Origin of the sequence: Pseudoxanthomonas sp. Root630 (assembly GCF_001427585.1) — a bacterium.
In the GTDB taxonomy this organism is placed as follows: Bacteria; Pseudomonadota; Gammaproteobacteria; order Xanthomonadales; family Xanthomonadaceae; genus Pseudoxanthomonas_A.
In genome coordinates, this window is record NZ_LMGY01000002.1 from 103,698 (window position 1) to 128,941 (window position 25,244).

A 25,244-nucleotide genomic window follows, 5' to 3' on the forward strand; every position below is an offset into this window, starting at 1 on the left:
TGCCGTGCATTACGAACGCGGCAATGCTGTGGGCGCCATGACGGTTTCCTCCTGCTTTTCTGACGCCCACTCTCCGCTTCATGACCACATTGAAATCAAAGGCTTATCCAGATGCCGTCCGGGTTGGTGAGTGGCAGGTCATCCGCGCGACGGGTGAACTCATTGGCACGCAGGGCGCAAGCCGTCTGGAACCGAAGGTCGCGGATCTGCTGTTCCTGCTCGCCGCGCGACGCGGCCAGCCCGTGACGCGTGAGGAGATCATGGACGCGCTGTGGCCGGGCCAGGTGGTGGGCGAGGACAGTCTGGCGAGGGCGGTCTTCAAACTCCGGCAGGCGCTGGGGGACGATGCCAAATCACCGCGGTACATCGAAACGCTTTCCAAGCGCGGCTACAGGCTCATGGCTGAGCCGACCCCAGTGGAGGATCTTGCCACGTCCGACGGGGTGTCTGCGCCGGCGCTGCGAACAAATGCGGTGCGTCGACGGGGGATGTGGGGCGCCCTGGCGATCATGGTCGGGGTATTGGTCGTCGGGGGCGCCTGGTGGTGGAGCGGGCGGTGGTCGCATACGACGGACTCCCACGAGAGTGACTCTGGAGGCCTGATCGCCCAGGCGGATGACTTCTACTTCCAGTTCTCCCGCGGGGACAATGAGTCCGCGATCGAACTTTACCAGCGCGTGCTGGGTCTTGAGCCCGACAATGTGCCCGCGCTGGCCGGTCTGGCGAACGCCTTGGTGCAGCGTTCGGTCCGCTGGCCTGCGCTGGCCGGGCAGCAAGGGCTGCAGTTCAGCAGGCTAGGTGACGCGCTGGCGCACGGGCATCTCGCACGTCCCCCGGCCTCACAACAGTTGGAACGCGCACGCCTCCTTGCCGAGCGCGCGGTCGCGCTGGATCCCGAGTCTGCGGCTGCACACAAAGCGACAGGTTTCGTCGCCAGCGCCCAAGGACGCTTCGACGCGGCGCTGGCTTCGTATCAGCGGGCCGTCCAGCTGGATGCGGATGCCTGGGGGTCTTTGATCAACATCGGAGACGTATTGGAGATCAGCGGCCGCACACGGGAGGCGCTGCCGTATTTCGAGCAGGCCTATGAGGCGATGGAGCGCGGTTACGCGAAAAACCGCGTGCAGATCAGGCCATGGCATGCGCAGCTAGGCGCATTGATTGCGCGGCGCTACGCCGGCCGGGGCGAGCCGTCGCGTGCAGAGGCCTGGTATCGCCGGGTCTTGGCGCACTCGCCCTTGCATCCGGAATCAACCCGCGGGCTCGCCCGCCTTTTGCGGGCGGGAGGGGACGACGCCCAGGCCGACCGCCTATGCGCAGAACTTGCCAGTCGCGTGGGCGAGAGCGAGTCGTGCCAGGCGGGAACACAAGGCCGATAGTGAAGGCTGAGGTGTGACGTCTACTTCCGACCCGAAGCGGACACTTTTCAACCTCGCTCGGCGCGCATTTCACGCATCTCAAATGTGTCGATACCCAGTCCTTGCATGTTGAAATCTACTGCCTATAAAACACTAAATCACCGACTTTCAGTACGTTCTCCGTAACTCGCTCGATCACAAACGCTGTAGACCCATAGCCTTGCTTAGTGAGATAGATTTGATCTGCATTCTTTCCGATCATTTGACTTTCACAATCGCCGCCAGAGTGGGCTCTACATTCTGATATCGATAGTTCGAACGCAATACCCCTATCAGCATGACTCAAGACGACCCGACCTTCCGCACTCAAAGGAACTCTAGTACTGAGCCAAAAACCCCATTGGTCCGGTTTCTCGCATCTATTTCGCTCAAATTCTTCGCTCATTAGATCAATCTGAGTCGGATTGGATCGAGGTTCGAACACAGCTTCAACTGGTGCGCTACTCTCCCATGCGCCAACTATGACACTGTTCCTATCATCAAACTCGATTATCCTAACGATCGACTCCGCTCTCATCTGCAACGAGCAACGAGCAAAGGGAGTTGATTCTTTGCTCCAGGTCGCTCTCCATGTGCCACGTAAAGTGGCAAAAGACTGCTGCATAAATAAAGCGTCTTCTGACAGTTCAAGGGTCAGTTGGACGTGCTGCTCTTCTGCTGCCTTTAGCTCGACCTCGGCTGACGCTGAATAGGCTCCATCTTCGCAGACCAAGGTATGACTACCTGCGCTGAGCTCGAACGAGGTGCCATTCTCCGCATGCAATAAGTGGCTTTCGTTCTCGTCATCGAATGTCAATTCGCACGACCTGTTAACCACAGCTACTAACGTTGACAGTGTCGTAGGCTTCGGTTGGAGAACCGGGTTCGCAGGCTGGGAACCCTGCGATGCGTTGCGGGCTTTGTCTTCATGAACTGGACTAATGGCTTCGGGCGGGGTTGCTTGATTTGCCTGAGGCTCGGTCTCCCGGCCATAAATCAGCGGTGAATTCTTGGAGTCATAAGGCTTCGATTGAGACCTCGACTCGCTGCTGTCAGCGCTTGGCTCAAGGTCCGGTCGAGGTGGTGTATGCGTCATGTATAAAGCGCTGGCGCCAACCAATGTCCCGAACAGAACCCCTGCAATCGTCGCAAACTTCCAGTTTGTCTTCGCAGCCCTGAGCGGCACTTCTTTGGCAGGTATGCGACCCTCCAGAAACGGTATCCAGCGTTCTCGATAGTTCTGTCGAAAAAAGTAATCGCTGTGCTTGTGCCTTGCATGTTTGATCTCGTGCACCAGCTCCGTCTCGCGGCCTGGAAGAACTTCAGCTTTTGCGATGTCCTTGAATCCATCTACGCCAGACGATCCGGCATCAGAAACAAGCCATGCTACGACCTTTGACCAGAAGTCGCGGCCACCAGTTTCGTGAAGGACGAGGTTTGCCTGACGCCTGTCGATCAAGATGGTCGACCATGGAAACTCGCGCCGGACGATCGATCCGCAGAGTATCAATCTATCGAAACGCATGAGGCTGTTCGATGACATCGCTTCAGTTAGGAGATACGTGCCGTAGCTGTGCGCAATGAACGACGGCGGCGCTGTCAGGTCCAGCATCTCCTTGTCGTACTGATCAAGCAGCCAGCGAATCTTGCGACGACGGGTCCAGGGAAGGATGAGCGAGATAGCCGGAAAGTAGCCGTAGTCCAGCGCAATATGACGGAACCCGCGCTGTACGAGCTCGTCAGTGAGCTCCTTCTGCCATCGACCCGTTGTTCGAATTCCATGTAGGGAGATGACGACGGGCCAATCCCGGGGTGCCGTGGTGGTCAAGATGTCCTCCTGCCGGATCACTACAATCGTCTAAACGTGAAAATTTTGCTGGCACCGCAGGAAGAGTCATGGCCTCTGAAGCCCAGCAATCTCCCTATGTCAATCAACGCCGAGTGAGACCAAAACTAGTGGAAGCGCACCGCCACGGCGCATCTAACCATATCCACGAACGTCCTTCTCCGTCTGCTCCGGCCAGGAAGGCCTCCCAATTTCACGATAGTCCTTCCCTTGAAGCATATGAATCTGACATCCGCTTCTGGCCGAGAGCTGACGTCTATCCGCCGATACCTGTCTTGCGCACGTGCCTCTATAAGGCTCACTACTTACGTTTACTGAAATATTCCGATGTGCGGCTACCTATTTCACTCAGGATGGCCGCTAGAACCTGCAAAGTGCTCGCCTGAGTGAGTTCCAGAGAGGTGGTACGTGGCTGACATTAGACTGTTGGATGGTGGCCACGCGCGGCGGCTGGAGCTGTTGACGGGGATTTCGGATGATCTAGATCGATCGGTTGTCAGCATTGATCGAGTTCTTGGGGGCGGCCCCAAGGAGGAACTGGAGTTGGCTTGGATGGACGCGCTTGTCCGCTATGGACGGTGCTTTGGTAAGGGCGCACCCGCATGGGGTGCATCTAGGGTACTGGTAGGTTTAACCGACATACTCCTTGCCCGACACCGTCACTTCAGGCGTCTGAGAGACACCCTCGTCAGCCACCCTGGTGGGATTGAACGTACATACAGAATCGAAGCGCTGCTAGATCCGAGCAACGCTCTACACGTCCGCTGCGAGCCAATCCCCATGTTCGCACTTGGGCAGCTGGAGGCTATGGACTTTGCAGAGCTATTGTCCACTGTTCAAGAGCTGGTCGGTCGACTGAAGTCCGAAGTTGAGAACGATCTTCGCTTTGATCTAGCTGAGATGTCCGATGAACAGTTTCGGCAATTGCCTTTGCCTGCTCACTTGGACGGCAATCAAGGGCAAGCTTCATGACTATTTGCCTGGTTCCGGCCAGGAGCGGACATATGCAGAAATGGCAAGTCGATGGGACCTGGACCGAAATTGCTGCTAATGGGGAAACGCACCGGACGAAGCCCGGTGAGGACTTCATGTTCGGGGGGCTGGAAATCCGTTATGTCGGCGTTTCGAGCTGCTACCCGCTGATACCGGGATGGCCTGTTGGCGCGACACGCGGTTCAAGGCTTCAGTGGACCCAGACCCCGCGGCCCCAGAAACAGATTCTCGGGGTCGAAGGGTCCCACGTCGGCGGCCCGCTTTACATGGAGCATGCGCTTGAGAACATACAGATCCTTGAGGAGCGTTGGTTGCGCTTGACCCTCCTCCAGCACCATCGGCATCAGTAAGTAAGCACCGACGCGCTCGTAGTCCTTCAGGAACCGGCTGAGGTTGACGTCATCGTCCGGCTCCATCGACAGCGATCGCGAGACGAGGGTGGAGAATTGCGCCCGTGAGTCGCCATCGTCCGGGAGCCGAGACGTCACTACCAGGCCGTAGTGCGCCGGATGCTCGGCTGAGTACTGTCGGATGACGCCGATGTAGATCTCCTCGGCATTGTCCCTGCTCCCGAATCGCTCCCGCCAGCGCTCGAAGAGCTTGATCGCGGCGACTTGGTTCTTGAACATCAGGGCAAGGAATGGCGGCGCCGCGTCGCCGAAGCTGCCGAACGCCGTGCCTGTCCAGCCGGCCTGATCCCACAGGTGCAGGTCGATTACCGATCGCACCACGACAGCATCATGGTTCGTGACCTTCGGGGGCGTGCCCTCGTCGGTGTCGTCCTGCTCGATCTGGCGCGTGGCCCGGGGCCGCGCTATCACCGTGGGACGATCAAAACGCAATGCGTACTTCTGCGGAGCGTGCTGATCCCACTCGCTCAGCCGCGCGACACCGCCAAACATGCGATGCCGGCTCAAGCATAAGGACCCAATCATGGCGAGCCGGTCGGCGGCCGCATCGGGCCCCAGGAGACGATCCGCGGCATCGCCGTGGCTCTTGGTGTGGCAGGTCGCCCAGAAAATTCTCGTTGCCACTTCGAACAACATGAGCTGGAAGTCTGCATAAGCGCCGGGTGACCCGGGGAACACCCCTTGGGAGCATTGCACGGTCATCCGCATGTGGTCGAGATCGGTCTCGACGACGAATGTGCTGGTGTCCGATTCCACCACGCGCACATCGAATCGCTCGACGTGGCCGAAAGCCTCCAACTCGAAGGCGGTCGCAAAGAACGCCTCGATCGAGCCCGCGATGGCTTCAGCGACAATAATGGCGGTGTCGGTGGGCTCGTGTGACACATTGATTCGCACGCCCAAGACGGCCGTGGCACACGTCTGTGTCGTCTCGCCGTTGAACACCGCTGGCCGCCAGCGGGCTACGCCCGTGGGCTGCCCGGCCATCTGCGCAAAGAGGTTGGCGACGTCATCTGCCGATTCACTGGCGGGAATCCACCCGTCCGTCCGGAGCTGATCCTCGTAGCCCAGTCGGTACATCAAGGCGGACCAACTGTGGTGCAGGCCCAAACCACGAAGCACGTCCGGCACCGACTGCAAGCACGACAGTTCCGCCTCCGACAGCGTGACCAGCTGACAGGCCAACACCAGATCGAACTCCTGCAGCTGTTCGCGGGCGCGCTCCGCGGACTCCTGGTCGAACGGGAGTCCGGCCAGACAGCCGCGAGCTACCTGAATGGTGTCGAGCACCTCGGGCAGGTACTTCAACGCTAACGCCATCCACGCGACGTTCATGAGGATCGGGAAGACGCTGGCGGGGAGCTCGCTCCCATCATCCGCGTCCACGAACATCGTCACGGCCGCGGATGTCGCGCTCGCCCGGGCGGCCCACGCCAACCCGGCGCTCTTGTATGCCACGGAGAGTTCCGCCAGCGCCCGCACCTGCTCGTGCGCATGCTCCTTCTTGGAGAGCAGCCGCGCCGCACGACCCAGCAATCGGATCATCTCCATGTTCTGGTCGAAGTCGAGCTGCCGGGCGCGGCGCAGCAGGACCAACGCGCCTTCGCTCTCGCCCGTGCGCTTGGTGGTGAAGTCGGCCAACTGGTCCACCAGATCGCGATAGCCTCGATCGTCGCCCGCGACGTCGCCGAACCGCTCGATCAACTGCGACAGGCGTGCGGCGTCGAATTCGCCCAGACCTTCCGCCTTTAGAAGTACATCACCGAACTGGGGCCACAGCGACGCGAGCGTCGTCCGATCCTGCGCGAGCAGCGCCAGATTGACCCGGACGACCAACAGCGAGGTAGTCGCCTCGAGGGCGTTGTTCGGTCGCTCCGCGTCCTTTGACAGGGCATCCAGCCTGGAGGACAACCGCCCGATTCGCGGCTCCAGCTGCACTTGCTCTGGTGTCATCTGGCCGGTGATCACCGTGGTGAAAAGCACCTGCGCCAGATTGCAAAGCAGTTCCAGATTGGACGCTTGTGTGTCATCGAGCGCCAGGGCCTCGAACGCGTCATAGCCCGAAAGCAGGGAGGGTATATCGTCGTACCACCAAACCCCGGTCCAGAGCGCCTCATAGCGGGCTGCCAGCCGCTGGCGATGCGTACCGCCATCATCGGCCAGTCGGATCGCCCGCAAGAATCGACCCTCGACGTCGGGGCGGGGCAACTCCACGCCTCGCGCCAGCTTGGCAGCCACCAAGGCGTCGGTGGCTCGCTGCATGGGCATGCCGACAAACGCCGTAGGGTCCGCGAGTTCCCGCTCGATCTCGTCCAGCTGGCGGGAGCGCGAGTAATCCGACGGCCCCAGGTCCTTGTCGCTGGTTTCCTCGCCGATCCCCAGATAGTGGAACGCCAGGTCGCGACGGTCCTTATCGACGACTTCCTCGACGATCCAGGAGCGGTCGTGGATCGTCACGGGGATACCGTATTCGTTGGAGAGGGCGTCTTCCAGCGCGGCTCGGCCCTTGGCCCGGGCCGCGCGGGAGGTCACGAAGATGATCCGCGTGTAGCAGCGATTGGTGGCGGCGATGCCGGCCACATCGGATCGGACTTTTTCGGCCCACTTCTTCTTCGCGCTGAACGCGAATGCCCAGCGTTCGCTTCCGCTGTTGGCCGTGCCAACGTAGGTGAGCTTGCTGATTTCTTCCGCAACTGGTGTCGTTTCGGTATCAGCCTTGCTGTCACCGCCGCCTTCAGGACCCGTTGCGGGGCGCAAATTGGGGCAAATGGTTCGCTCGCACAGCTTGCGGCAGAACAGCTCGAATTCGTGCGTCTGGTTTCGCTCCGTGATGGTTTCCAGGTGGTGCGAAAGTACCTCCGCGTTGAGGCGGTACCGGCTCCGCGACGCCGAGTCCGAGTACAGCTCCGGTCGCAACGTGCGCATGAATTGCGACGGCGTGGGGCGATTAGCGGGATCCTGCATCTGCATCCTTCCACCGGTGAACGAATCAAGAATGCCAGTCTGGCTGGCCCGGCGTGGCTCCCACGGGAATGGCCTGGCTCTCTAGGATCTTGAGCCGTCCCTCGACCCGTTCGAAACGCCTTCGCAGTGCATGATCGCTGACTAATATTGGCATGGAATTCCGCGAGGCGAAGCGTAGGGTGCTGGCGCGTCCGCTTTGGGTCGGAAGCATACGTTGAATGGATTGAGGTAGGGCTGCTCAGATCAGGCATTAGCAATCTAGACCACGCCGGGAATTAGCGCCTTGGTGCGTCGCTTGTATGCCGTATAGACGTGACCGAACTTCTCGCTGAGCCACCGCTCCTCCACCCCGAGCTTGCGCCAGAATGAGGCCAGTACGATGGCTACGGCAACAAGACCTCGCCAGTCTCCCACCTTCAGCGCCGTGCCAAGGAAGGCGAGCAGCAGGCCCGTGTAGATGGGATGGCGAACGTAGCGATAGGGCCCGACGTCGACAAGCTCATGATCGTGCTTGAGCTGGACGACACTGCTCCAGTTGCGTCCAAGAAGATGCCGCGACCAGCAAGCCAGACCTGCACCTGAAACGGCGAGCGCCAGGCCGAGCCCTTTGACCCATACCGCTTTGGGAACGAAACGTTCCCTGAGGAAGCTACCCTCGAACCAATCGCCTGGGCCCAGCAGGACAAAGGCGACAACCAATGGCGTCCAGTAGACGAAAAGCTGAAGCAACACGGGTTCAGTGCGGCTGGAGCGCTTCACGTTGCGCGCGCTCCACAGCCAGAAAAGTCCGACAGACCCCCAGATGATCTTGAACGCGATGGATATGAGGTACTGCGTCATGGAGTCTCCCGTTTAGTGACCGAGACGGCGGCCTTCTGATTCGCAGACTCCGTCCAGAGGAATGCATCCCGCCAGTTGAGCCACCACGCCTTGGGGGGGCGCGGCATACGCTCCCACCACAGATTCATCGCATGCATGCTGCCACGTGACCACGCCTCTTGGTGCTTGGCATCCGTCGGCACGCCGAGCAGCGCCGCCAGCTTCGAATAGACCGGCCCGTTGGCCAGTGCTGGATAACGTGTTAGCAGACTGAGCAGGGCAAAGCTGTCCGCTGGCGTCGCCTCGCGGACGACGGCCTCTTCGCCGCCCGGCGGGCGCCCTCCTTCCGCCATCGCCAGATCGAGGTGGCGGACGGCCGCGCGGAACGCGGCGCTCGACGTGGTCGCGAGGGGAATGCCACTGCGCGTCGCATCGAAGTCGAGGCCCGATCCCGCCGGCACCAGCGTCTCCTGTCCGTTGACGCGATGCATGATCCAGCCGTTGGTGACGTCAATCGTCCCCTCACCCCGCAGGTTGCGGCTCATCTCGAATTCGCAGCCTAGGTCGACGGTTTCGCTGGTACCCGCCGCGATGCCGAAGTATCCGGGAGGCGCCCAGATGCGCGCACGCACGCGCCCTTCCAGCAGTTCCAGACGATGATGACCACCACGCGTGTCCAGCAGCCGGATCCGCGTTCCCGGCAGCACGTCCATGCGGCCGATGCGCGCCACCCGGACGGTGGCCGACTCTCCGGCACGGGTCGTCAGCGTACCGCCGACACCCAGCGATGCCGGCGCCGGATCGGCGTCGGCATCGACCGCCCATTGCCGGCGCTCCTCCCAGTGCAGGCGCCAGGGCACCCAGACGGCGACGCCGGCTAGGCACGCCGCAAGCGCGACGGCGGCGGCAAGCAAGCCGCGCCGCGCGCGCCTGCGCGGAACGGCCGGCGGCCCCGCCGACCACACCCGCTCGGGTGGCGGAACATGCCGGTACCGGCCCAGCAACGACGCGAGATGCGCCAGCGTCTCGTCGCCGGGTTGCTGCGGATCCCACAGCGGATCAGGTCGTTCGATCATCACCCTTCTCTTCGTGTTGCGTGACGATGCCCAGCGCATCGCGCAGCCGGGCCATGCCGCGATGAAGGTTCACGCGGACCGACTCCGGTGTCAGTCCGGTCAGGTTCGCGATCTCCGGACCGCTCAGGCCTTCGACCAGGCGCAGCATCAGAGTTTCGCGATAGGCTTCGGGCAAGCGCCGGATCGCACGCAACGCTTCACTGGCCTGGGCGGCCGCATCGGGACCCGCGCCACGCCACGCGGGATCGTCGACCTCTGCGAGGTCCCGTTCCTCGACCATTGAAACCGGGCGCTTCCTGCGGGCGATCATCGCGATCCACGGGCCGAAGGACGCAGGCTCGCGCAATTGCGCCAATCGCTCGAACGCGACGACGAAGGTTTCCTGTGTCAGTTCTTCTGCCCGCGCGCGCGACGCCACGCCCAGGTGGATGGCATGCACCAGCGGCACGAAGCTGCGGTAGAGCCACGCGAACGCCGACTGCGATCCACGCCGCGCGTCCTGCACCTGCCTGGCGATGTCAGCGGGATCGATCGTGGCCTTCATGGCCCATGGGGTCCGGGGTGGCCTGGAAGTAGAGGGCAGTCCGAGCGGAAGTGTTAACACGCCGGACGCGGTTAACGCAGCGTGGCGACGCCGGCTCTTCCCTTGTGGACCCTCCGGAGACCGCCCATGCCCCATCCCACGCCCTCGTTTCGACCCTTCGCTGTCCGTGTTGCGCGCGTGCTCCTCGCGTCGCTGCTCGCCGCTTGCTCAGCGCCGGGCGCCGCCGCCACGCCCGTCGTCGGGTTGCCCTGCGAGGACTGCGACGTGCCCCTGATCGGGCTGCCCGCCGATCCTCCCGCCCTTGTCCGCCTGGCGCCCGATGACGAACCCGGCGAGCGCCTGCGTCTGACCGGACGCGTGACCGACGCGCAAGGCAGGCCGCGCCGCGGCGTGGTTGTATACGCGCACCAGACCGACCGCCAAGGCGTCTACCCGGGCGAAGGCGGCAAAGGCGATGACGGCATTCGCCAGCATGGACGACTGCGCGCCTGGGCCGCGAGCGATGCGGAGGGGAGGTACACCTTCCTGACCATCCGTCCCGGCAGCTATCCGCGCAGCACGATGCCGCAGCACATCCACCTGTACGTCATCGAGCCCGGCTGCGCGCTGTACTACATCGACGACGTGCTGTTCCGCGACGACCCGCACCTGACCGCCGCGGCCGCGCGCAGGGCGGACCGGGGACGCGGCGGCAGCGGGATCGTGACGCCGGTGCGGACCGCGGACGGATGGCAGGCAGGGCGCGACATCGTGCTGGGCCGGAACATTCCCGGCTATCCCGGATGCGCGCCGTGACGCCATCGGCCGTGGCCCGCTATCCCTGGACCATTCGCGTGCTGCACTGGCTGCTCGCGCTGCTGCTGGCCGTGCAAGTCGTACTCGGATTGGTGGCGGAATACGGCGCCGCTCAGCTCTCGGCGATGGTGTTGCCGCTGCATTTCCAACTCGGCATGGTGATCCTGGTCTTGACGGCGCTGCGCCTCTGCCTGCGCCTGGTGCTGCCGATGCCGGCGGCCGACCCCGCGGAGCCGCCCGGCCTCCGCCTCGCGCGGTCGGCGGCCCATGGCCTGCTGTACCTGCTGGTGCTGGCGTTGCCGGTCAGCGGCCATGTCATCTGGGTGTGGATGGGCGCGGACCGGACCTTGTTCGGCGCACTCAAGGTGCCGGCACTGTTCGTGCCGCCGGAGGATGAAACCGGCCGCGCCGTCGCCTGGTACGTGCACGTCTACGGCGCCTGGATCCTGCTGGGGCTCGTCGGCCTCCACATACTCGCTGCAGTACTCCGCCAGCGGGCGCGACGGGACGGATTCATCACCCAACGCATGGGGTTCAAGCGGCTTCAGCGGGAAGAACGCGGATCATGAGAACCTTGGCGAGAAAGTTCGCAAATCCTCGACACAACGAACACGTTGATGCTTGTCAGCTCCCGGCCAGTAGCGATCGTTAACTAGTCCTGCACGGCACACTCCTTCCCGCCTCTGATCCTGGACATTAGAGAAAGGGCGTCGGCTCATTCAAGCGTGTCAGCGCGGCCGAGCTGGCAAGGCTGCGGCATAGTGCGCGGTCTGCCCGTTTATGCCGGCTCTGAGCGATGCTTGCCATGCCAAGGCGAGCGCCACGGCCGCCACGGCGCCCAGCCCCAACCCCGGCAGGGTGAACACGAAGACGCCCGTCATCATGTCCACGAACGTGCCCGCCATCGCCACCATCACCCCCCAGAATGCCGCCCTGAGCAGACAGTAAGGAGAGGCAATCCGCCCCGCTTGTCCCCGCTCAATCGCCACGTCCCCTGTGTCGAGGTTTGCCACCGCCACCGCAACACCCGAGCGCGACCATCGGTCACCCGCGTACACGATCCTCACGCGATTGCCCGTCCGGACACCAATACCCAGATCCACGAAGCTTTCCCGAAGCTCCCTGCCCTCATCGGTCCTGACGAAGAGCGCAAGGTGATCCGTGCTCCTGATCGTCGTGGTCGTCGATACAGGCTGGGCGTGCCAGCTATCTTGATGGACGTATCCGCCACCGGTGGTGGTCGTAGTGACGTGCGTCTTCGCATGGCGTTGGACGTCCACCACTTGGCCAACGATATCGAACAGATGCATATCTTCGACGCTGGCAATTCTGTTGAACGAACCGGTATTGCGTCCCCAGCTTCGGCGGGCCCGACCCATCAGCAGTGCCAAGATGGCTAGTGGAACCGACAGCACCGCCAGCAGGATGCCGGCGGCGATGCGGCGGAACATCGCTTCTTCCCGCTGGTACTCGAGACGGGCGTTGTTCTGTTGCCGTTGTGCCTCCTGCGCACTCCGCTCCTCCCCCAGCTTCGCCGCAAAAGAGTGCGCCACGAACGCGTCCCGGTATTGCGGCGGGAAGTAGCGTTCGGCCACCTGCCTGACCTGCGCGATGTCACTCTCCTGGCTGCTACGAACCTCCATGAAGTTCGCTCTCACGCAGATGCGTTTCGCGGCCTGCTCGGCAAGCGTCAGGCCCGAGCATTCGGGCTGGAGCTCTGGCAAGCTCTCTTGTGCGCTGGCGTAGGCCTTCAGGTATTGCGTACGCAAGCGCTTGGCTTCCGCCGGGGCACGGCGTTCGAAGCCAATGGCCCCCAATTCTCCTCCCCAGGACCCCTCCAGCACTTCGGCCAGCAGCAGGTACTGCCCCGCGATGCGACCATCGACTTCTCCTGGGCGGCCATCACGGTAAGTCGATTCCACGTCCGCTCGCACCTGTCGCACGTCGGGGTAATACTGCAGACTTTCCGCGTCGGGCCCCGCAGCCCACACCTGACTGATCGCCATCAGCAAGATCACGGCCACAGACATGCGCGGAAACGCAATGCGCTGGGGTGACGCTACGCAAGCTCCTATCTCCATAGATGGTGGCATCAACGTAGAACGTAGCCAGGCGTGCCATCGGCATAGAGCACGATCTGCTCCCACGCTTGGCCGTCGCGCTCCACCACGCCACGCCGCTGGTAGCGCTCGCCCGGCCCCAAGGTCTCGAGCACTGGCGCCTCCGCGTCAGGGAACTCGCGCACTTGCACTCGCCCTTTGGCCTGCCATTGTCCGCCCTGCGGCTTGACCCGGTAGTCCAGCAGGGCCATGCGCGCCATCAGTGGGTCATGCACGTAGGCCTTGCGCTTATCCAAACCCCACGGCGCCACCTCGATCCAGCCTGTCGCGCCCACGATGCCGCTCACGGGCACCAGGAAATCCTTAGCGAGGTCGTCGATGGCCGGCGCCTGCGGGGACGGCGCGGCCCGGAAGATCATCGGCGTGTCGTTGAGGTGCGCCCATTTGGGTAGGTTGCGACTGCGAAGAAGCGTGGGTGCCTGCGCAGTAAGCGCGATGCCGGCCGGCACGAGGGATGCCGCGCGCGGCTCGCTCGCCACCTCGGCCGCTAAGGTGGCCAGGTTGCGGGGATTGCCCGCAACGACCTTGACGCTCTTGCCGCTGCGGTACACCAGCGTCGGGAATGCGAACGTCTTCGACCGATCGTAGGGCCGCAGCTGGTACGTGATACTGTCCATCACACCCTGGTTGTAGCCCACGCCGCGCTGGGCAGTGGCATCGGCGGCGCGCGCGCCGCGCCCGACAAAGGCACTGCCGACACTCGTACTATCGCGTCCGGCCACCACGGACGCGGCCGTGTTGCCCGCTACGGGAATCCAGCGCAATTGCACATTGCCCACCAGCGCGCGCGTTTCGTCGAAAAGGCGCTTGCTCCAGGCGCATTCAGTGCTGTACACCACATAGACGGCTTTGGACGCAGGCTTACCGTCGGTCGCCCAAACCGCATTCTCCACCGCATCCATCAATCCTGCTGCATCCTCAGGATCGGTCACAACTACTTGCCTACCGCGATCCACGGCCAAACCGTGCAGCGGTAACAGCATCAGCAGCGCCAGTGCGCACAGGCGGCGTGCACATCGCGCCGTCCGTTTCTTCTCCGCGTTCTGAGCAGGCCGCGATGATGCGCCGCCTCGGTGCAGGATGCGTGTCCCCATGGTGCTGTCCCCATTCTTAGTGGAAATGGCGGCGGCCGTCTCCGGGTCCGCTGTCGAGTCGTCACGCGAGTCCTATATTCGGCGGATGTCCTGCAGCGCTTCGTTGATCTTGAACAGGACGATCATGATTTCGCAGTAGATGCGCGCTAGCAGGGCGGAAAGCACGGCCAAGATCGGGGCAGCCACGATCATGCCGAAGCCCGCAAACCCGGAGTAACGCATCAGGCCGAAGCCCTTGACCATCAGCACCAGGCCGGACACCACGGCGCCGGCCAAGAGGATCCAATAGATGAAGGTGATGATCTTGGGGGTCACCATCGTGTCGAAGTAGAGCCAGTCCCGCATGTCAGTTCTCCTCTTTGAAGTCCATGGTTTGTTCGTGCAGCTTGCACCGATGACAGCAGAACGCGGCTTCAGTGGCTCACGCGTCGGTAGGTCACGCCCATCGGTCCGGACAGCGTCTTGTCGTCAACACGGGTGAGTACTAAGGTTGCGCCGTCTACATCGGGATGGCGCACGCGTATGCGGTCGCCATCCAACTCGTAGCGCATCTGTCGCTCTACCCCGCCCAGATCCGATGACTGCACCACTACCCCGCCACGCTCGAAGCGCAGCTGGGTCAGGCCCATCGAGTCTTCGTAGGTACCCACCAATCCGTCGCCACACGCCGACAGCAGCAGCGTGACGCCAATCAACAATCCCCTGGCTCGCCATGTCATCTCAGCGCTCCCCTTGAGCATCGAAGTTGACCTCGCCAAACGTCGCCGGGCGGTTGTAGTGATCGCTGCCGATCGTGTATCCCAGCAGGCGGGCCTGGATGACCAGACCCTCGCTACGGCGACTGACTCCGGTGATCAGGAACCGGCTGTCCAGGACCACGCTGCGCAGACCGCTGTTGCGCGTCAGTACGTCCTGCGCCTGCGCGGCATCCAGTGGCCAAAAGTTGAGCTCGCCCGGATTGTCGACCTGGAGACTGATCCGCTGCCTTTGGATCTCCGGCGATGGCTGCGCGTCGAAACTGAAAGCGCTGCCCGGCATGAATGCATCCAGGTAATACCCGCCCCGACCGGCGTCGTATTCGCCGAACTGCGCGTTGACGTTGAGTCGCAGGCGGCCAACCTCGGCGGTGCCGTCATAGACGCCTTGCAGGCGCTCCTGCTCCTCCTTCAGCAGGCTCGGACGCTTGAACTCGTCCGCATACTTCACGCGATACTGCGCTGAAGCCCACTCGTCGATCGGTGGTGTACGGCCCTCCAGCCGGTAGGCGAGCATGAGAATCTGTAGATCATCCGGATGATCCAGCTGGCGATCGCCAAACCGAGCCTCCGATGGCGTAACGTCGATGACGCTACCAGCAGGTGATGCTGCCTGAGTGGTGCCCGCGGGAGAAGCTGTATCGGCGGCTTCTTGCTGCGGCATTGTTTGGCCCACATCACGCGCTGGCTGCTCGCCCTCGCAGGCGGCAAGCGTGAACGCACACAGGAGTGCCAGACATACGCTGCCGTAGCGGCGCGACTTAGAGGCGTACATCGCTGGCATCGCCGGCCTCCTTCACTTCCGCCTCGCGCCTTGCCTGACCGATGCGCTGCAGCTCCGCCTGCATGCCCTCGATGTAGGCGTAGGTCGTGCTCTGCTGGATCATCGCGGTGTGCAACTCCATAACCAGCCCCGGGTTGTTGCCGCTCAGGACGACCCTTGCACTGATGTTCAGCCCGCATCCGTCGGTCCAGCTGGCCCCTGTGTTTTCTCCCCCGGCGTAGACACCATTGCGGCAGCGCCCGAACAAGGGGTTGGCCTCGGACAATGGATTGCCTGAGCGGTCGTAGACCCACTGCAGGTCGCGCGTACCGGCCGAGTAGCCGCGTGGCGAATCACTGTTCTCGCGGACCTGCGGCTGTCCGTACTTGGCGGTCAAGGCTTCCAGCGTCGCGTCCACCGAGGGCATCTGGCCGTCGCGGAATTTCTGGGTGCGCCAGACCACCATGGCGGTCTCCTTGCCTGGCACACCCGGCGTGGCGACCCGCACGATTTCGTCGGTGTGCTCCCACTTGAACTTGCCGCGGCACTCCTGCCACTCGCTGGCGAAATTGCAGGGCCGGTAGCTGCCCTTCTCGACCGTGAAGAACTGCGTGCCCAGCGCGACGCCGTTCGTGTCAAGGCGATCGAGCCACCGATTCTCTTCGGTGACGACAGCGTCCTCACCCAATCTGCAACGTGCCGTCGCCATCGCTTCCGGCAGTGTCATGCCCAGACGCAACCCGATGATGTCCGGGCCGCTGAGTTCCTTGCGCACCTTAGCGGGGCATCGCAATGGCGCAGGCCCGTCAGGTCCCGCCATCGCAGCCTCCTCCAGCTCGTCCAGGGGCACGCCGCCCTCCTCCTGGCCCTCTGCCAACTCGTTGCCACCGCAGGCCGACAGCATCAAGGCTGACAACGCGAGCAGGGTTAGATGGGTCTTCATTCGCATCGTTACTCTCTCCAGGTTGGGCAAGCGTGGCCGGCCTCATCGGCGCGCATCGGACCGTTCAGTCCAGCAACATGATCTGCACGCGACGGTTGACATCTGCCGCGGTGCGTCCGGACGCTTCAGTCCTTCTGAAGCGACCTGTCGGTATCCGGGGGTTGAACTGATCGGCATAAGGGTGGAACCGCGCCTTGGCCTGGGTGGCCACGAGCCCGGTGATGCTCCTCTTCAGGTCCATCAGGCCCAGCACGCCCTTGCGGGCCGCCACCCTGATCGTCGGTAAGGGCACCGCCGTACCCGGGCCGGTCCACCCGCGAGGTCCCCAATCCACCTGTCCCCTGTTCCTCATCCGCTTGCCCGTCCCCGTGGTCCGGCGGCTGTCATGGCGCCGCACCGGTATGGAGAGAGCGTCAGGGCACGGGCGGTCCCGCGTCCTCACGGAGGTTTCAAGAAACCTTCAAGCCCGCCGGGACGGGCTTTTCGCCTGCCCAATCGAGCCTGTAACCGGCGTTATCATCGATCGCATGCCACCTACCCCGCCTCCCGACGCCCGCCTCTACCGCTGGCGCTTCGGCACCGTCGAGTTCGATGAAGCCCGCCACGAGCTGCGTGTGGCCGGCCTGGCTGTCGACATCGAGCACAAGCCACTGCAGGTGCTGTCTGTGCTGCTGCGCCACGTGGGCGAGGTGGTGACCAAGGAGGAGCTGTTCGACCAGGTCTGGACCGGCCGGATCACCGTCGACCACGTCTTGGCCACGGCGGTGGGCAAGTTGCGCAAGGCACTGGATGCCGCCGGCGAGGATCGGATCGCCACCGTCCCTCGGGTGGGTTACCGATTGGAGGGTCCGGTCGAGCGTGTGGCCCAGGGCCAGCGGATGGAGGGCGCGCTGACTTTCACTTCCGGGCAACCGGTACCTGGCCGGGAACACTTCCTGCTGGAGCGTCCCTTGGGCCGCACGTTGGGCAGCGAAGTTTGGCTGGCACGCCAGCCACGCACGCGGGACAGCCGCGTCTTCAAGTTCAGCGTGGGCGGCGAGCGACTGGTTGCCATCAAACGCGAAGCCACGCTAATGCGTGTGCTGCGAGACACTCTGGGTGAGCGGGACGATTTCGTCCGCGTGCTCGATTGGAACTTCGAGAGCGAGCCGTTCTTTCTGGAGTGCGAGTACGGCGGGCAGGCCTTGCCGGAATGGGCCGAGGAGCACGGAGCACTGCAGGGCTGGAATCGCGAGCGCAAGCTGGCATTCTTCAAGCGCATAGCGGCGGCGGTCGACGCCGCCCACGGCGTGGGCGTGCTGCACAAGGACATCAAGCCGGCGAACGTACTGGTTCGCTCCCGGGGTGACGATGCCTTCCAGCCCTGCCTGACCGACTTCGGCAACAGCCGCTTGCTTCAACCCGAGCGGCTGGCCGAACTCGGCATCACCGGCATGGGCATGACGGTGACGACGGCCCACAGCGGTGACAGTTCCGGTACGCCCCTTTACCTGGCGCCGGAACTTATCGCCGGACAAACTGCCACCGTGCGTAGCGACGTGTATGCACTAGGCGTGCTGTTGTATCAATGGCTGGCCGGCGATCTGCGACGCCCGATGGCCCCAGGCTGGGAACGCGATATCGAGGATCCGCTCCTTGTGGAGGACATCCGCCGCGCTACCGATGGCGACCCTGCGCAGCGCATGGGCAGGAGCAACGCAAAACGCAGGAAGAGCAACATGCCGCAGCGGCCGCCGCCGCGCAGCAGGTGCAGCGCGCGCTGGAGCATACGCGAGCGCGTAGGCCCTGGGTGATCGCCACGATCGCCATGTTGAGCATGGGCCTGCTGGCCAGCTCGGCACTCTGGTGGCGAAGCGAGCAGCAACGCCACGCCTCCGAAATGCAAGCTGCGCGCGCTGAAGCCGTGACGCGCTTTCTGAGCGATGACCTGATCGGCGCCCTTAGCCCGGGCGGATCAGGCTTTGAGCGCGACCCGACGGTACGGCAGATGCTCGAACAGGCGGGCAAGCCCCTGGCACAGCGATTCGACCAGGATCCTGCGGTGCGCGGCGGCATCCATGCCGCGCTGGGCGATGCATGGCGGACGCTGGGGGATCGCGAGCGTGCTGCCGGCCACCTGCGCCAGGCCGTGCAGGACTATGGCCGCGCCTTTGGTGTGGACGATGCCCAGACGCTGATCACGCGTTACGGTTTGGTGCGCACGTTGGCTTATGCCGGCACGCCCGAATCATTCACCGAGGCAGAACGTCAGCTGGAGGAAGCGGACAGGCTTGCGGGCAAGCGACGGCTGGACGGAGAGAACGAGGTTGCCCTCTATGCGGCTATTGCACGTGGACAGCTTCACTTCCAGCAATTGCAGATAGAACCGTCGCTGGCGGCGCATCGGCGGGCCGATGTCCTGCAGCGGGCGCTGCGACCGGACGACGCCTCGATGGCGGCCCTCATCCGCTCCAACATCGCCGATGGATTACTCAGATCCGACAAAGCCGACCAGGCCATTCCCCTACTGCAGAGCTTGCTGGTCGATCCCCTGCTACGGCCTGAGCGCATTGGCGAATCCACTGTAGCGGGCTATCGCGTGATGCTAGCGCGCGCGCTGCGCAATCTGGGGCGTTACGCCGAAGCCCTGCCCATCGCAGAGGCCGCTGCGACAACGACCGAGCGCATCCTCGGCCCCGACGACTACACCACCCTGGTTCAGATGTCGCTGGTGGCGAGCATCCACGACTATGCAGGCGATTGTCCCAAGGCGCTACCGATCGCGCGTATGGTTCGCGAACGCATGGCCAAGCGTTACGGCGGGGAGCGCCAGGCCACCCTGATCGAAACAGGCAATCTCGGATTCAAGGAGTACGACTGCGGTGACCGTGACGCAGGCTTGACCTACCTGCACCTGGCCGAGAGCGGGCTGCGCAAGCACTTCGGCCAGGACAATGTCGCAGCCCACAGCTTCCGATATGCCTTGGCAGGCAATCTGGCCGAACAGGGGCGATATCGCGAGGCCTTGGAAATGGTCGAGGGGCTGAGCGTGCCGGCACTGACGGCCGGAGACTCCACGCCAGGTTGGGAGCATCGCCTGCAAGCATTGCGTGGCCAGATCCTCATGCAATCCGGACGCCGAGCGGAAGGCCAGCCGTTGCTGCATTCGGCGGTCGCCTCACTGACGCAGTTGGAAGTCGCCGACGAAGATCAGCTAAAGACTTGGCAGGCCCTGCTTCAAACCCCGTAGAGATGCGGCATTACTGCATTCGTCGCGCACATGACAGCTCTGGGCCAACAGCGGAGACGCAAGCGCTCTGAAGTTAAGGCCAGGCATACCCTAGGATCTGCCAACAATGGGCTGCACCTAAATTCACCTATCCTGTCGATCCAGGATGAGCAGCACTACATCGTTGCTCTGCATCGTCTGATTAAGCTCTATCGTGCCATCGCGACCCACCGTCACAAGCGTGTCCCGCTCGGGCTGATCCGTCGTCGCAGCCTGCAGATTAGCCAGCTGGTCCGCGCTGAGGTCTGTCGGAAGACCCATGTCGATGTAGGTCGTCAATGGATCGTTCCTGAGGTAGCCAGTACGGTGCACGCTCAAGCGATACCGGCCAGGTTCAAGGTTCCTTATGCGCAGCAAAAGCGGGGCTGCCGGGGCGGGAGGCAGCTTGCGGCTGTAGAAGGGCCTGTTGCTCGTATCTTGAACGGGCTGTTGCCAGTCCCAGGCCAGTATCGCGATCCTGCGCCCATCTACCGACGCCCATGTGTACTCGTCCGTCGTGGGAATCTCGCGCCCCGAAAGCTGGTTCAAGTACTTGTAGGCGAACCATGTCGGCTTTCGCACACCCTCCCGATTCATCAGGCCGAAGCCTCCATGGAAGGGCGTCGGCGGCGGCCCTGCTTCCTCGAACAGATCAGTGTAGGCCCAGTAGCTCATCGCTTGGGCAATCCCTTTTGTCTGTTTCAGCTTGGTCAGCACATATGGGGCGTTGATGTAGCTGTCATGGACCATGTCGCGCGGACTGTAGCTGCTGCTCCACTCCGTGAAGTAGAGCGACAGGCCGGCGAATGCCGACGCGTCGATCTCCTGTCGTGCGCGACGAACATCGGCGACGATGGAATCGGGTGAACTTAGTAGCTTGGTGTCCTGCTCACCCTCCTCATCCAGAAACCCCCCGTCGACGCCATACGTATGCGTGGTGACAAAGTCGACCGGCACGCCCTCTTTCTCGCAGAACGCCAGAAACTCCGGGATCCACGCCGCACCCGCCGTGGATGGGCCACCCACGCGTAGCCGGGCATCTACTTTCTTCACGGTTCTGGCCGTATTGGCGTAGAGGGCGAAGTAGGCCTCCCTGTCAGCACCCTCCCAGAAATCCTTCAGATTGGGCTCGTTCCAGACTTCGAAATACCAGCGACGCACTTCGTCCAGGCCGTACCTAGCGATGACGTGCCTAAGGTAGGCCTCGACGAGATTGCGCCAGAGGGCGGGATCGGGATGCGAGGTATTGGCTTTCCAGTAGAAAAGCGACTGATCGGATGTTTTCAGGGCCGAGGGCGTGAAGCTGAGCTCCACGAATGGGCGTACCCCCTTAGCCAGCATCTCGTCATACAGCTGATCGATCCTAGTCCAGTCGTACACGATCTGGCCATCGACCCGACGCACCGTGCCCAGCGCATCATGGAAGAGGCCATGGAAGCGCAGATACTTGAACCCGAGCTCGTTGGACGCCGCCGCCAGATGTGCTTGCGAATCCTCACGGATCAATGTGCCTGGGTAATCCGAGCCCACCGAGAGTGCATAGAAGCGATCGATCGGCTCCCGTGCTTGGGCGATGTCCAAGTCAATCCGGCGTGCGGGCTGATCCGCAGCAGCGCAAGGGATCGCGACGCTGCAAAGGAACGCAAACAGCACTTGGCGCATGTCGATGAGCTCCACGTTCTGTATAGCCTTCGAGCATAACGGCGGATCATCAGGCGAGGTATTCGGATACTCGTGCCAGCTATACCGATAACGCTATTGCTTCGTGGAGCTCCCCGGCCCGCAGGGTAATCCAGCATCGTCGTGGAATCCGTCATTCAGCGACGTCTTGCCGAATGCCAGCTGAAACAAGTCCAATGTCGCCTGAGCGTTGGGTTCAGCAGAGAGCCCAATCTGCAGCGAGTTCGCCTGAAGCATCAACTGCAAGTAGAGATCGGCATGATATTTGGCCAGCTCAACCCCTTCACGAACCAAAGCAACATGGACGAACTCCCGGCAAGGAGCAAGGTAGGCAGCCCAGAGTTCGACATAGAATCCCATGCCACTGCCCGAACGTCGAATCGTGGCACAGTAGCGACGGCACGCACTTACCTGCGCCAACTTCTGAATTTCTAGCGCGACATAGGCCAACGCCTCATTCAGGGCGAGCATGGGCATGGGAGGTAGAACTATCAGGTGAAATCTGGAGGCGTGGGATTCCATGACTGCCGCGAACAAGCGGCCTTTGTCCCGGAAGTGCGAGTAGACGGTTGTCTTGGTATACCCGGCAATCTGCGCTATCCGGTTCATGCAGGTGTCGTCGTAGCCGGTGGCTTCAAAAGCTCGAGATGCCGCCTCAATGATGGCCGCGCGTGTCTGCTCGCGCGCACGTTCCCAGCGCAGACGATTCCCACTCGACATCACTCGAATCTCATGCCTGTGAGACCAGCACGGATACTCGATGCGGCAGCCAGGGCACACCAGATGGGACGACCCATGTTCTTTAGACCTTTAAGTGGAAGTACAACCTAAGTTGAGAGCCGCCCCAGGCACCCTTATCGATGCCTGAGGCCCGTCGGAGGCGACAATGCCGCCTGCAGCGAATGACTGCTCCCTGTGCTACACGCATCCCTTTAGAAGGCGATCCTGCGCGACCTCAGAAGCTGCGGACTACCGACACGCCAAGAATGTCGGTCCCGTACTCATACGTGCCGCGCAGCGTGCTTCCGGTGGCCGATCTGAGCGATATGCCCGGTTCATCCAGGAACAGGTGGGTGTAGCCCAGGCTGTATTCCCACACTTGATCCGGCTTCCAGGTCGCGCCAACAGACAGCCATTTGCGGCGGACGTCAGGCACTCGGACATCACGCACCTCGCTGGACACTGGAGACTCGTCGGAGGCGACGCCGGCGCGCAGCGTCCACTGGTGACTAAGCTTGTACTCGGCTCCCAATGAGACAAACGTACTGTCGTGATAGCCGAACTCAAGTACTTGGTCAGGCTGGCTTGATTCGAAGTCAAGCCGCACATCCTTGAATTTCCCCCAGGCGGTTCTGGTCACGTCTCCCATGATCGTCCAGCGATCGCCAATCTCATGGGAGAAACTCGCCGTGAGTGTTGCAGGCAACTTCAGCTCGGTGGCCGCACGGGTATCCGTGAACCAGCCCGGCCTAGCGACCGCCATCACTGCCGCCACGTTGGGCGGAACATCAAACCTCATGTCCACGTCATCGATCTCGTGCTTTACCTCGGACCGATAGGCGATACCAATGTGCGTGTGGTCAGTCGGACAGAACAGTCCACCAACCGTGAACCCCCACTCGGTGTTGCTTCCATCCAGCTTGGTGTAACCATCGGCCGAAGTGGGCGCGAAGCCGGGCACGCCTGTGGCAGCCAACATGGCGCCAAAATCGATTGCGTTTTCGATCTTTGCTTCCGCACGCTCAATGAAAATGGAGCCACCGAAGGAGACGTACGGGCTCACGTCGTATGACAATGACATCCCAAGATCAACGGCCTGGAGCTCGGTGTAAACACCGTGGTAGCGACCCATCCAGTTGCGGTCATAATCCGTCGAGAACCCAAATGGCGCGGTGAGCGACATGCCGAAATGCGTGCGCTGGCCCATCGGCGTATAGAAATAGGCAGCCGGCACGGCGCCTAGCTTACCGGCATCCCCGCCGTCTCCTCCGGAGAGCGGACGACCCAGCGCATCGCTACCCGTGCCTTGGAAGTCCATCGAGTAGTCCACCGCCGTCAGGTCGACCTGCAGTAGCCGTCCATCCAGCAGCCGCATGGCGGCTGGATTATCGGCGATGACTGCAGCGTCGCCTGGCGCGCTGATGGAGCCGGCGAACGAGCGTCCTAATGCCTTTGCGCTCTTTTCCTTCAATTGAAATGCAGCTGCACGGCCCTCTACGGGCGCCAGAATGCTGACAACGGCAATCGCCGAGACAATGGCACAAGACAGCTTGTTTCTTACGTTCATGCTTCCCCCCGTTGAATTGATTGGCTAGTTGTTCGGTTCCACAGACGCGGTACGCTTGCGCTGGGTCGGTAGATCGCGCTATTGACGCGGTAGCGCCTTGATACGCATGCAAAAGGTCGCCGTAAGCAATGCCAGCGCGATATGACACAGGTAGACGGCATCGAAGTCCGCGCGCTGTAGATTCGTGCCACCGAGCAGCAACACGGTGATGGCAACACCCATGACAGATCCAATCTGACGTATCGCCTGATTGACGGCGGCGCCCACCGCGTAGCGCTCGGCGGGCAACTGACCCACTGCTGCACCTGAGAGCGAGGGCATCACCATGCCCACAGCGATACCGCCCACAAGCAGACCTGGTAGCCAATGCGTTAGATAGGCTGGCTCCGCGCCGGGAACCCGCAGGAACCACAATGCGCTGGCTGCATGGATCAGGCAGCCGAGGACCAGAAGCGCGCGGTACCCATGCCGGCTTGCTATCCGGCCCGATATGGCAGCCGCCGGAATCACGATCAAAGGCCCCGGCGCGATTGCCAGCCCCGCCAGAGCCAACGGGTAGCTCCAGATGGTCTTCATGTAGAAGAAAAAGGAGAAGAACATCATGGAGAAGACTGCGCCAAAGCTCAGCGTGGCGAGGTTGACGTAGCGATAGGTGCGGCTCTTGAACAGACCTGGATCAACCATCGGCTGGCTGCTCACTCGAGACCATGCAACGAAGGCGATCATGCTCACCAGCCCTATTCCCGCCACGGCTAGAAGCTCAGGCTGCGTCCAGCCCGGCGCGTTTGCTTGCACGATGGACAGCGCGACCGCTGCTATCGCAGTGATCAGAAGCCCCATGCCCAACAGGTCCAAAGAGCGAGGCGTGGTCGGCTGGCAACCTTCTGTGAGTACTCTTGCGCCGCGCCACAGCGCGAAAGCGGCCAACGGGACATTCAAGTAGAACGCCCATCGCCACCCGGCCGAAGCGACCACAAAGGCCCCGAGACTGGGCCCAACCGCCGCCGCTAGACCACCCACCGCCCCCCAAAGGCTGATGGCAACAGCGCGCTTGTCCTGCGGGAATGCGGCAAGCACCAGAGACAACGAGGCAGGTGTCAGCAGAGCGGCGCCGACAGCCTGGATGACACGCGCGGCAACGAGCCAGCCGACATCAAAGGCCAGACCACAACCGACCGAGCCCAACAGGTACAACGAGATACCAGAAATGAATACTTTCTTGCGTCCGTGCCCATCGGCCAACCTTCCCGCCGGAACTAACAGTGCCGCATAGACCACCGTGTAAGCATTGAGTACCCACGAGACATCAGCCGCAGATGCCTCCGGGAAACCAGCGCGAAGCGCACTAAATGCCGCAAACAGCAAGGTGCCGTCCATCGATACGGCGAACATCGACAGGCTAACGACCCCGAATACCGCCCAGGGCGAGCCGCTCTTCAGGGATACGCTAGGCTCTTCTTGGCTGGTGCGTGCGGGGATCGACACGACGGTTCGGCTCTCATCGGGTGCTT

Annotated in this window: 22 protein-coding genes; 6 read left to right on the forward strand and 16 right to left on the reverse strand. The window is 62.5% G+C overall.

What is annotated here, in order from left to right:
* Positions 1-80: 80 nt before the first annotated feature.
* Complete coding sequence (locus ASD72_RS03435) at positions 81-1,379, forward strand: tetratricopeptide repeat protein (RefSeq protein WP_056878580.1); 1,299 nt, start codon at positions 81-83, stop codon at positions 1,377-1,379.
* 115 nt (positions 1,380-1,494) lie between these two features.
* Here ASD72_RS03435 and ASD72_RS20815 read toward each other — a convergent pair whose 3' ends face one another.
* Positions 1,495-3,225 (reverse strand): hypothetical protein, encoded by a 1,731-nt coding sequence (locus ASD72_RS20815; protein ID WP_155944442.1) that lies wholly within the window; start codon positions 3,223-3,225, stop codon positions 1,495-1,497.
* Between the two features lie 798 nt (positions 3,226-4,023).
* On the opposite strand from ASD72_RS20815, the gene ASD72_RS21380 reads away from it, so the two are divergent.
* Positions 4,024-4,215, forward strand: a complete 192-nt coding sequence (locus ASD72_RS21380) for a hypothetical protein (RefSeq protein WP_056878581.1) — start codon at positions 4,024-4,026, stop codon at positions 4,213-4,215.
* A gap of 203 nt (positions 4,216-4,418) precedes the next feature.
* Here the strand turns inward: ASD72_RS21380 and ASD72_RS21275 are convergent, their stop codons facing one another.
* The 4 genes from ASD72_RS21275 to ASD72_RS03460 all read right to left on the reverse strand — a co-directional run bounded on the left by ASD72_RS21275 (position 4,419) and on the right by ASD72_RS03460 (position 10,049).
* A complete protein-coding gene (locus ASD72_RS21275) occupies positions 4,419-7,616 on the reverse strand; it encodes a hypothetical protein (protein WP_056878582.1) in 3,198 nt (1,065 codons plus the stop codon).
* A 252-nt stretch (positions 7,617-7,868) separates the two neighbouring features.
* Positions 7,869-8,450 carry an isoprenylcysteine carboxylmethyltransferase family protein gene (locus ASD72_RS03450; protein WP_056878583.1) on the reverse strand — a complete coding sequence of 194 codons (582 nt, stop codon included), beginning with the start codon at positions 8,448-8,450 and terminating at the stop codon, positions 7,869-7,871.
* Positions 8,447-9,505, reverse strand: coding sequence for a hypothetical protein (locus tag ASD72_RS03455; protein ID WP_056878584.1), 1,059 nt, complete (start codon positions 9,503-9,505; stop codon positions 8,447-8,449). The genes ASD72_RS03450 and ASD72_RS03455 overlap by 4 nt, the downstream gene beginning before the upstream one ends.
* The gene (locus tag ASD72_RS03460) at positions 9,489-10,049 is read right to left on the reverse strand and encodes a sigma-70 family RNA polymerase sigma factor (protein WP_056878585.1); all 561 of its coding nucleotides are present in this window, start codon (positions 10,047-10,049) and stop codon (positions 9,489-9,491) included. The genes ASD72_RS03455 and ASD72_RS03460 overlap by 17 nt, the downstream gene beginning before the upstream one ends.
* A 126-nt stretch (positions 10,050-10,175) precedes the next feature.
* On the opposite strand from ASD72_RS03460, the gene ASD72_RS03465 reads away from it, so the two are divergent.
* Together ASD72_RS03465 and ASD72_RS03470 are read left to right on the forward strand one after the other, a co-directional pair.
* Positions 10,176-10,844, forward strand: a complete 669-nt coding sequence (locus ASD72_RS03465) for a hypothetical protein (RefSeq protein WP_081420111.1) — start codon at positions 10,176-10,178, stop codon at positions 10,842-10,844.
* A complete protein-coding gene (locus tag ASD72_RS03470; protein WP_162250339.1) occupies positions 10,841-11,413 on the forward strand; it encodes a cytochrome b/b6 domain-containing protein in 573 nt (190 codons plus the stop codon). Before ASD72_RS03465 ends, ASD72_RS03470 begins: the two co-directional genes overlap by 4 nt.
* A gap of 159 nt (positions 11,414-11,572) precedes the next feature.
* On the opposite strand, the gene ASD72_RS03475 is transcribed toward ASD72_RS03470, so the two are convergent.
* From ASD72_RS03475 to ASD72_RS21180, 7 genes are all read right to left on the reverse strand, one after another.
* Entirely contained in the window at positions 11,573-12,862 is a 1,290-nt protein-coding gene (locus tag ASD72_RS03475) for a hypothetical protein (protein WP_235577923.1), read from the reverse strand.
* A gap of 74 nt (positions 12,863-12,936) precedes the next feature.
* A complete protein-coding gene (locus ASD72_RS03480; protein WP_155944444.1) occupies positions 12,937-14,058 on the reverse strand; it encodes a hypothetical protein in 1,122 nt (373 codons plus the stop codon).
* Positions 14,059-14,130: 72 nt separating this feature from the next.
* Complete coding sequence (locus ASD72_RS03485) at positions 14,131-14,403, reverse strand: DUF4282 domain-containing protein (protein ID WP_056878590.1); 273 nt, start codon at positions 14,401-14,403, stop codon at positions 14,131-14,133.
* A gap of 68 nt (positions 14,404-14,471) precedes the next feature.
* On the reverse strand, positions 14,472-14,777 hold the full coding sequence (locus ASD72_RS03490; protein ID WP_235577924.1) for a hypothetical protein: 306 nt from the start codon (positions 14,775-14,777) through the stop codon (positions 14,472-14,474).
* Between the two features lies 1 nt (position 14,778).
* A complete protein-coding gene (locus tag ASD72_RS03495; RefSeq protein WP_155944446.1) occupies positions 14,779-15,597 on the reverse strand; it encodes a hypothetical protein in 819 nt (272 codons plus the stop codon).
* Positions 15,575-16,525, reverse strand: coding sequence for a hypothetical protein (locus tag ASD72_RS03500; protein WP_155944447.1), 951 nt, complete (start codon positions 16,523-16,525; stop codon positions 15,575-15,577). The genes ASD72_RS03495 and ASD72_RS03500 overlap by 23 nt, the downstream gene beginning before the upstream one ends.
* Positions 16,526-16,583: 58 nt before the next feature.
* A complete protein-coding gene (locus tag ASD72_RS21180; protein WP_162250340.1) occupies positions 16,584-16,790 on the reverse strand; it encodes a hypothetical protein in 207 nt (68 codons plus the stop codon).
* A gap of 256 nt (positions 16,791-17,046) precedes the next feature.
* On the opposite strand from ASD72_RS21180, the gene ASD72_RS03510 reads away from it, so the two are divergent.
* Together ASD72_RS03510 and ASD72_RS03515 are read left to right on the forward strand one after the other, a co-directional pair.
* Positions 17,047-18,312 (forward strand): winged helix-turn-helix domain-containing protein, encoded by a 1,266-nt coding sequence (locus tag ASD72_RS03510; RefSeq protein WP_056878595.1) that lies wholly within the window; start codon positions 17,047-17,049, stop codon positions 18,310-18,312.
* On the forward strand, positions 18,309-19,748 hold the full coding sequence (locus tag ASD72_RS03515) for a tetratricopeptide repeat-containing protein (RefSeq protein ID WP_056878596.1): 1,440 nt from the start codon (positions 18,309-18,311) through the stop codon (positions 19,746-19,748). The genes ASD72_RS03510 and ASD72_RS03515 overlap by 4 nt, the downstream gene beginning before the upstream one ends.
* Positions 19,749-19,871: 123 nt before the next feature.
* On the opposite strand, the gene ASD72_RS03520 is transcribed toward ASD72_RS03515, so the two are convergent.
* From ASD72_RS03520 to ASD72_RS03535, 4 genes are all read right to left on the reverse strand, one after another.
* Positions 19,872-21,428, reverse strand: coding sequence for a beta-xylosidase (locus ASD72_RS03520; RefSeq protein WP_056878623.1), 1,557 nt, complete (start codon positions 21,426-21,428; stop codon positions 19,872-19,874).
* A gap of 93 nt (positions 21,429-21,521) precedes the next feature.
* Positions 21,522-22,166, reverse strand: a complete 645-nt coding sequence (locus ASD72_RS03525) for a TetR/AcrR family transcriptional regulator (protein ID WP_056878597.1) — start codon at positions 22,164-22,166, stop codon at positions 21,522-21,524.
* A 235-nt stretch (positions 22,167-22,401) separates the two neighbouring features.
* The gene (locus ASD72_RS03530) at positions 22,402-23,733 is read right to left on the reverse strand and encodes an outer membrane protein transport protein (RefSeq protein ID WP_056878598.1); all 1,332 of its coding nucleotides are present in this window, start codon (positions 23,731-23,733) and stop codon (positions 22,402-22,404) included.
* A 78-nt stretch (positions 23,734-23,811) separates the two neighbouring features.
* Positions 23,812-25,218 (reverse strand): MFS transporter, encoded by a 1,407-nt coding sequence (locus tag ASD72_RS03535; protein ID WP_200948819.1) that lies wholly within the window; start codon positions 25,216-25,218, stop codon positions 23,812-23,814.
* Between the last annotated feature and the right edge of the window lie 26 nt (positions 25,219-25,244).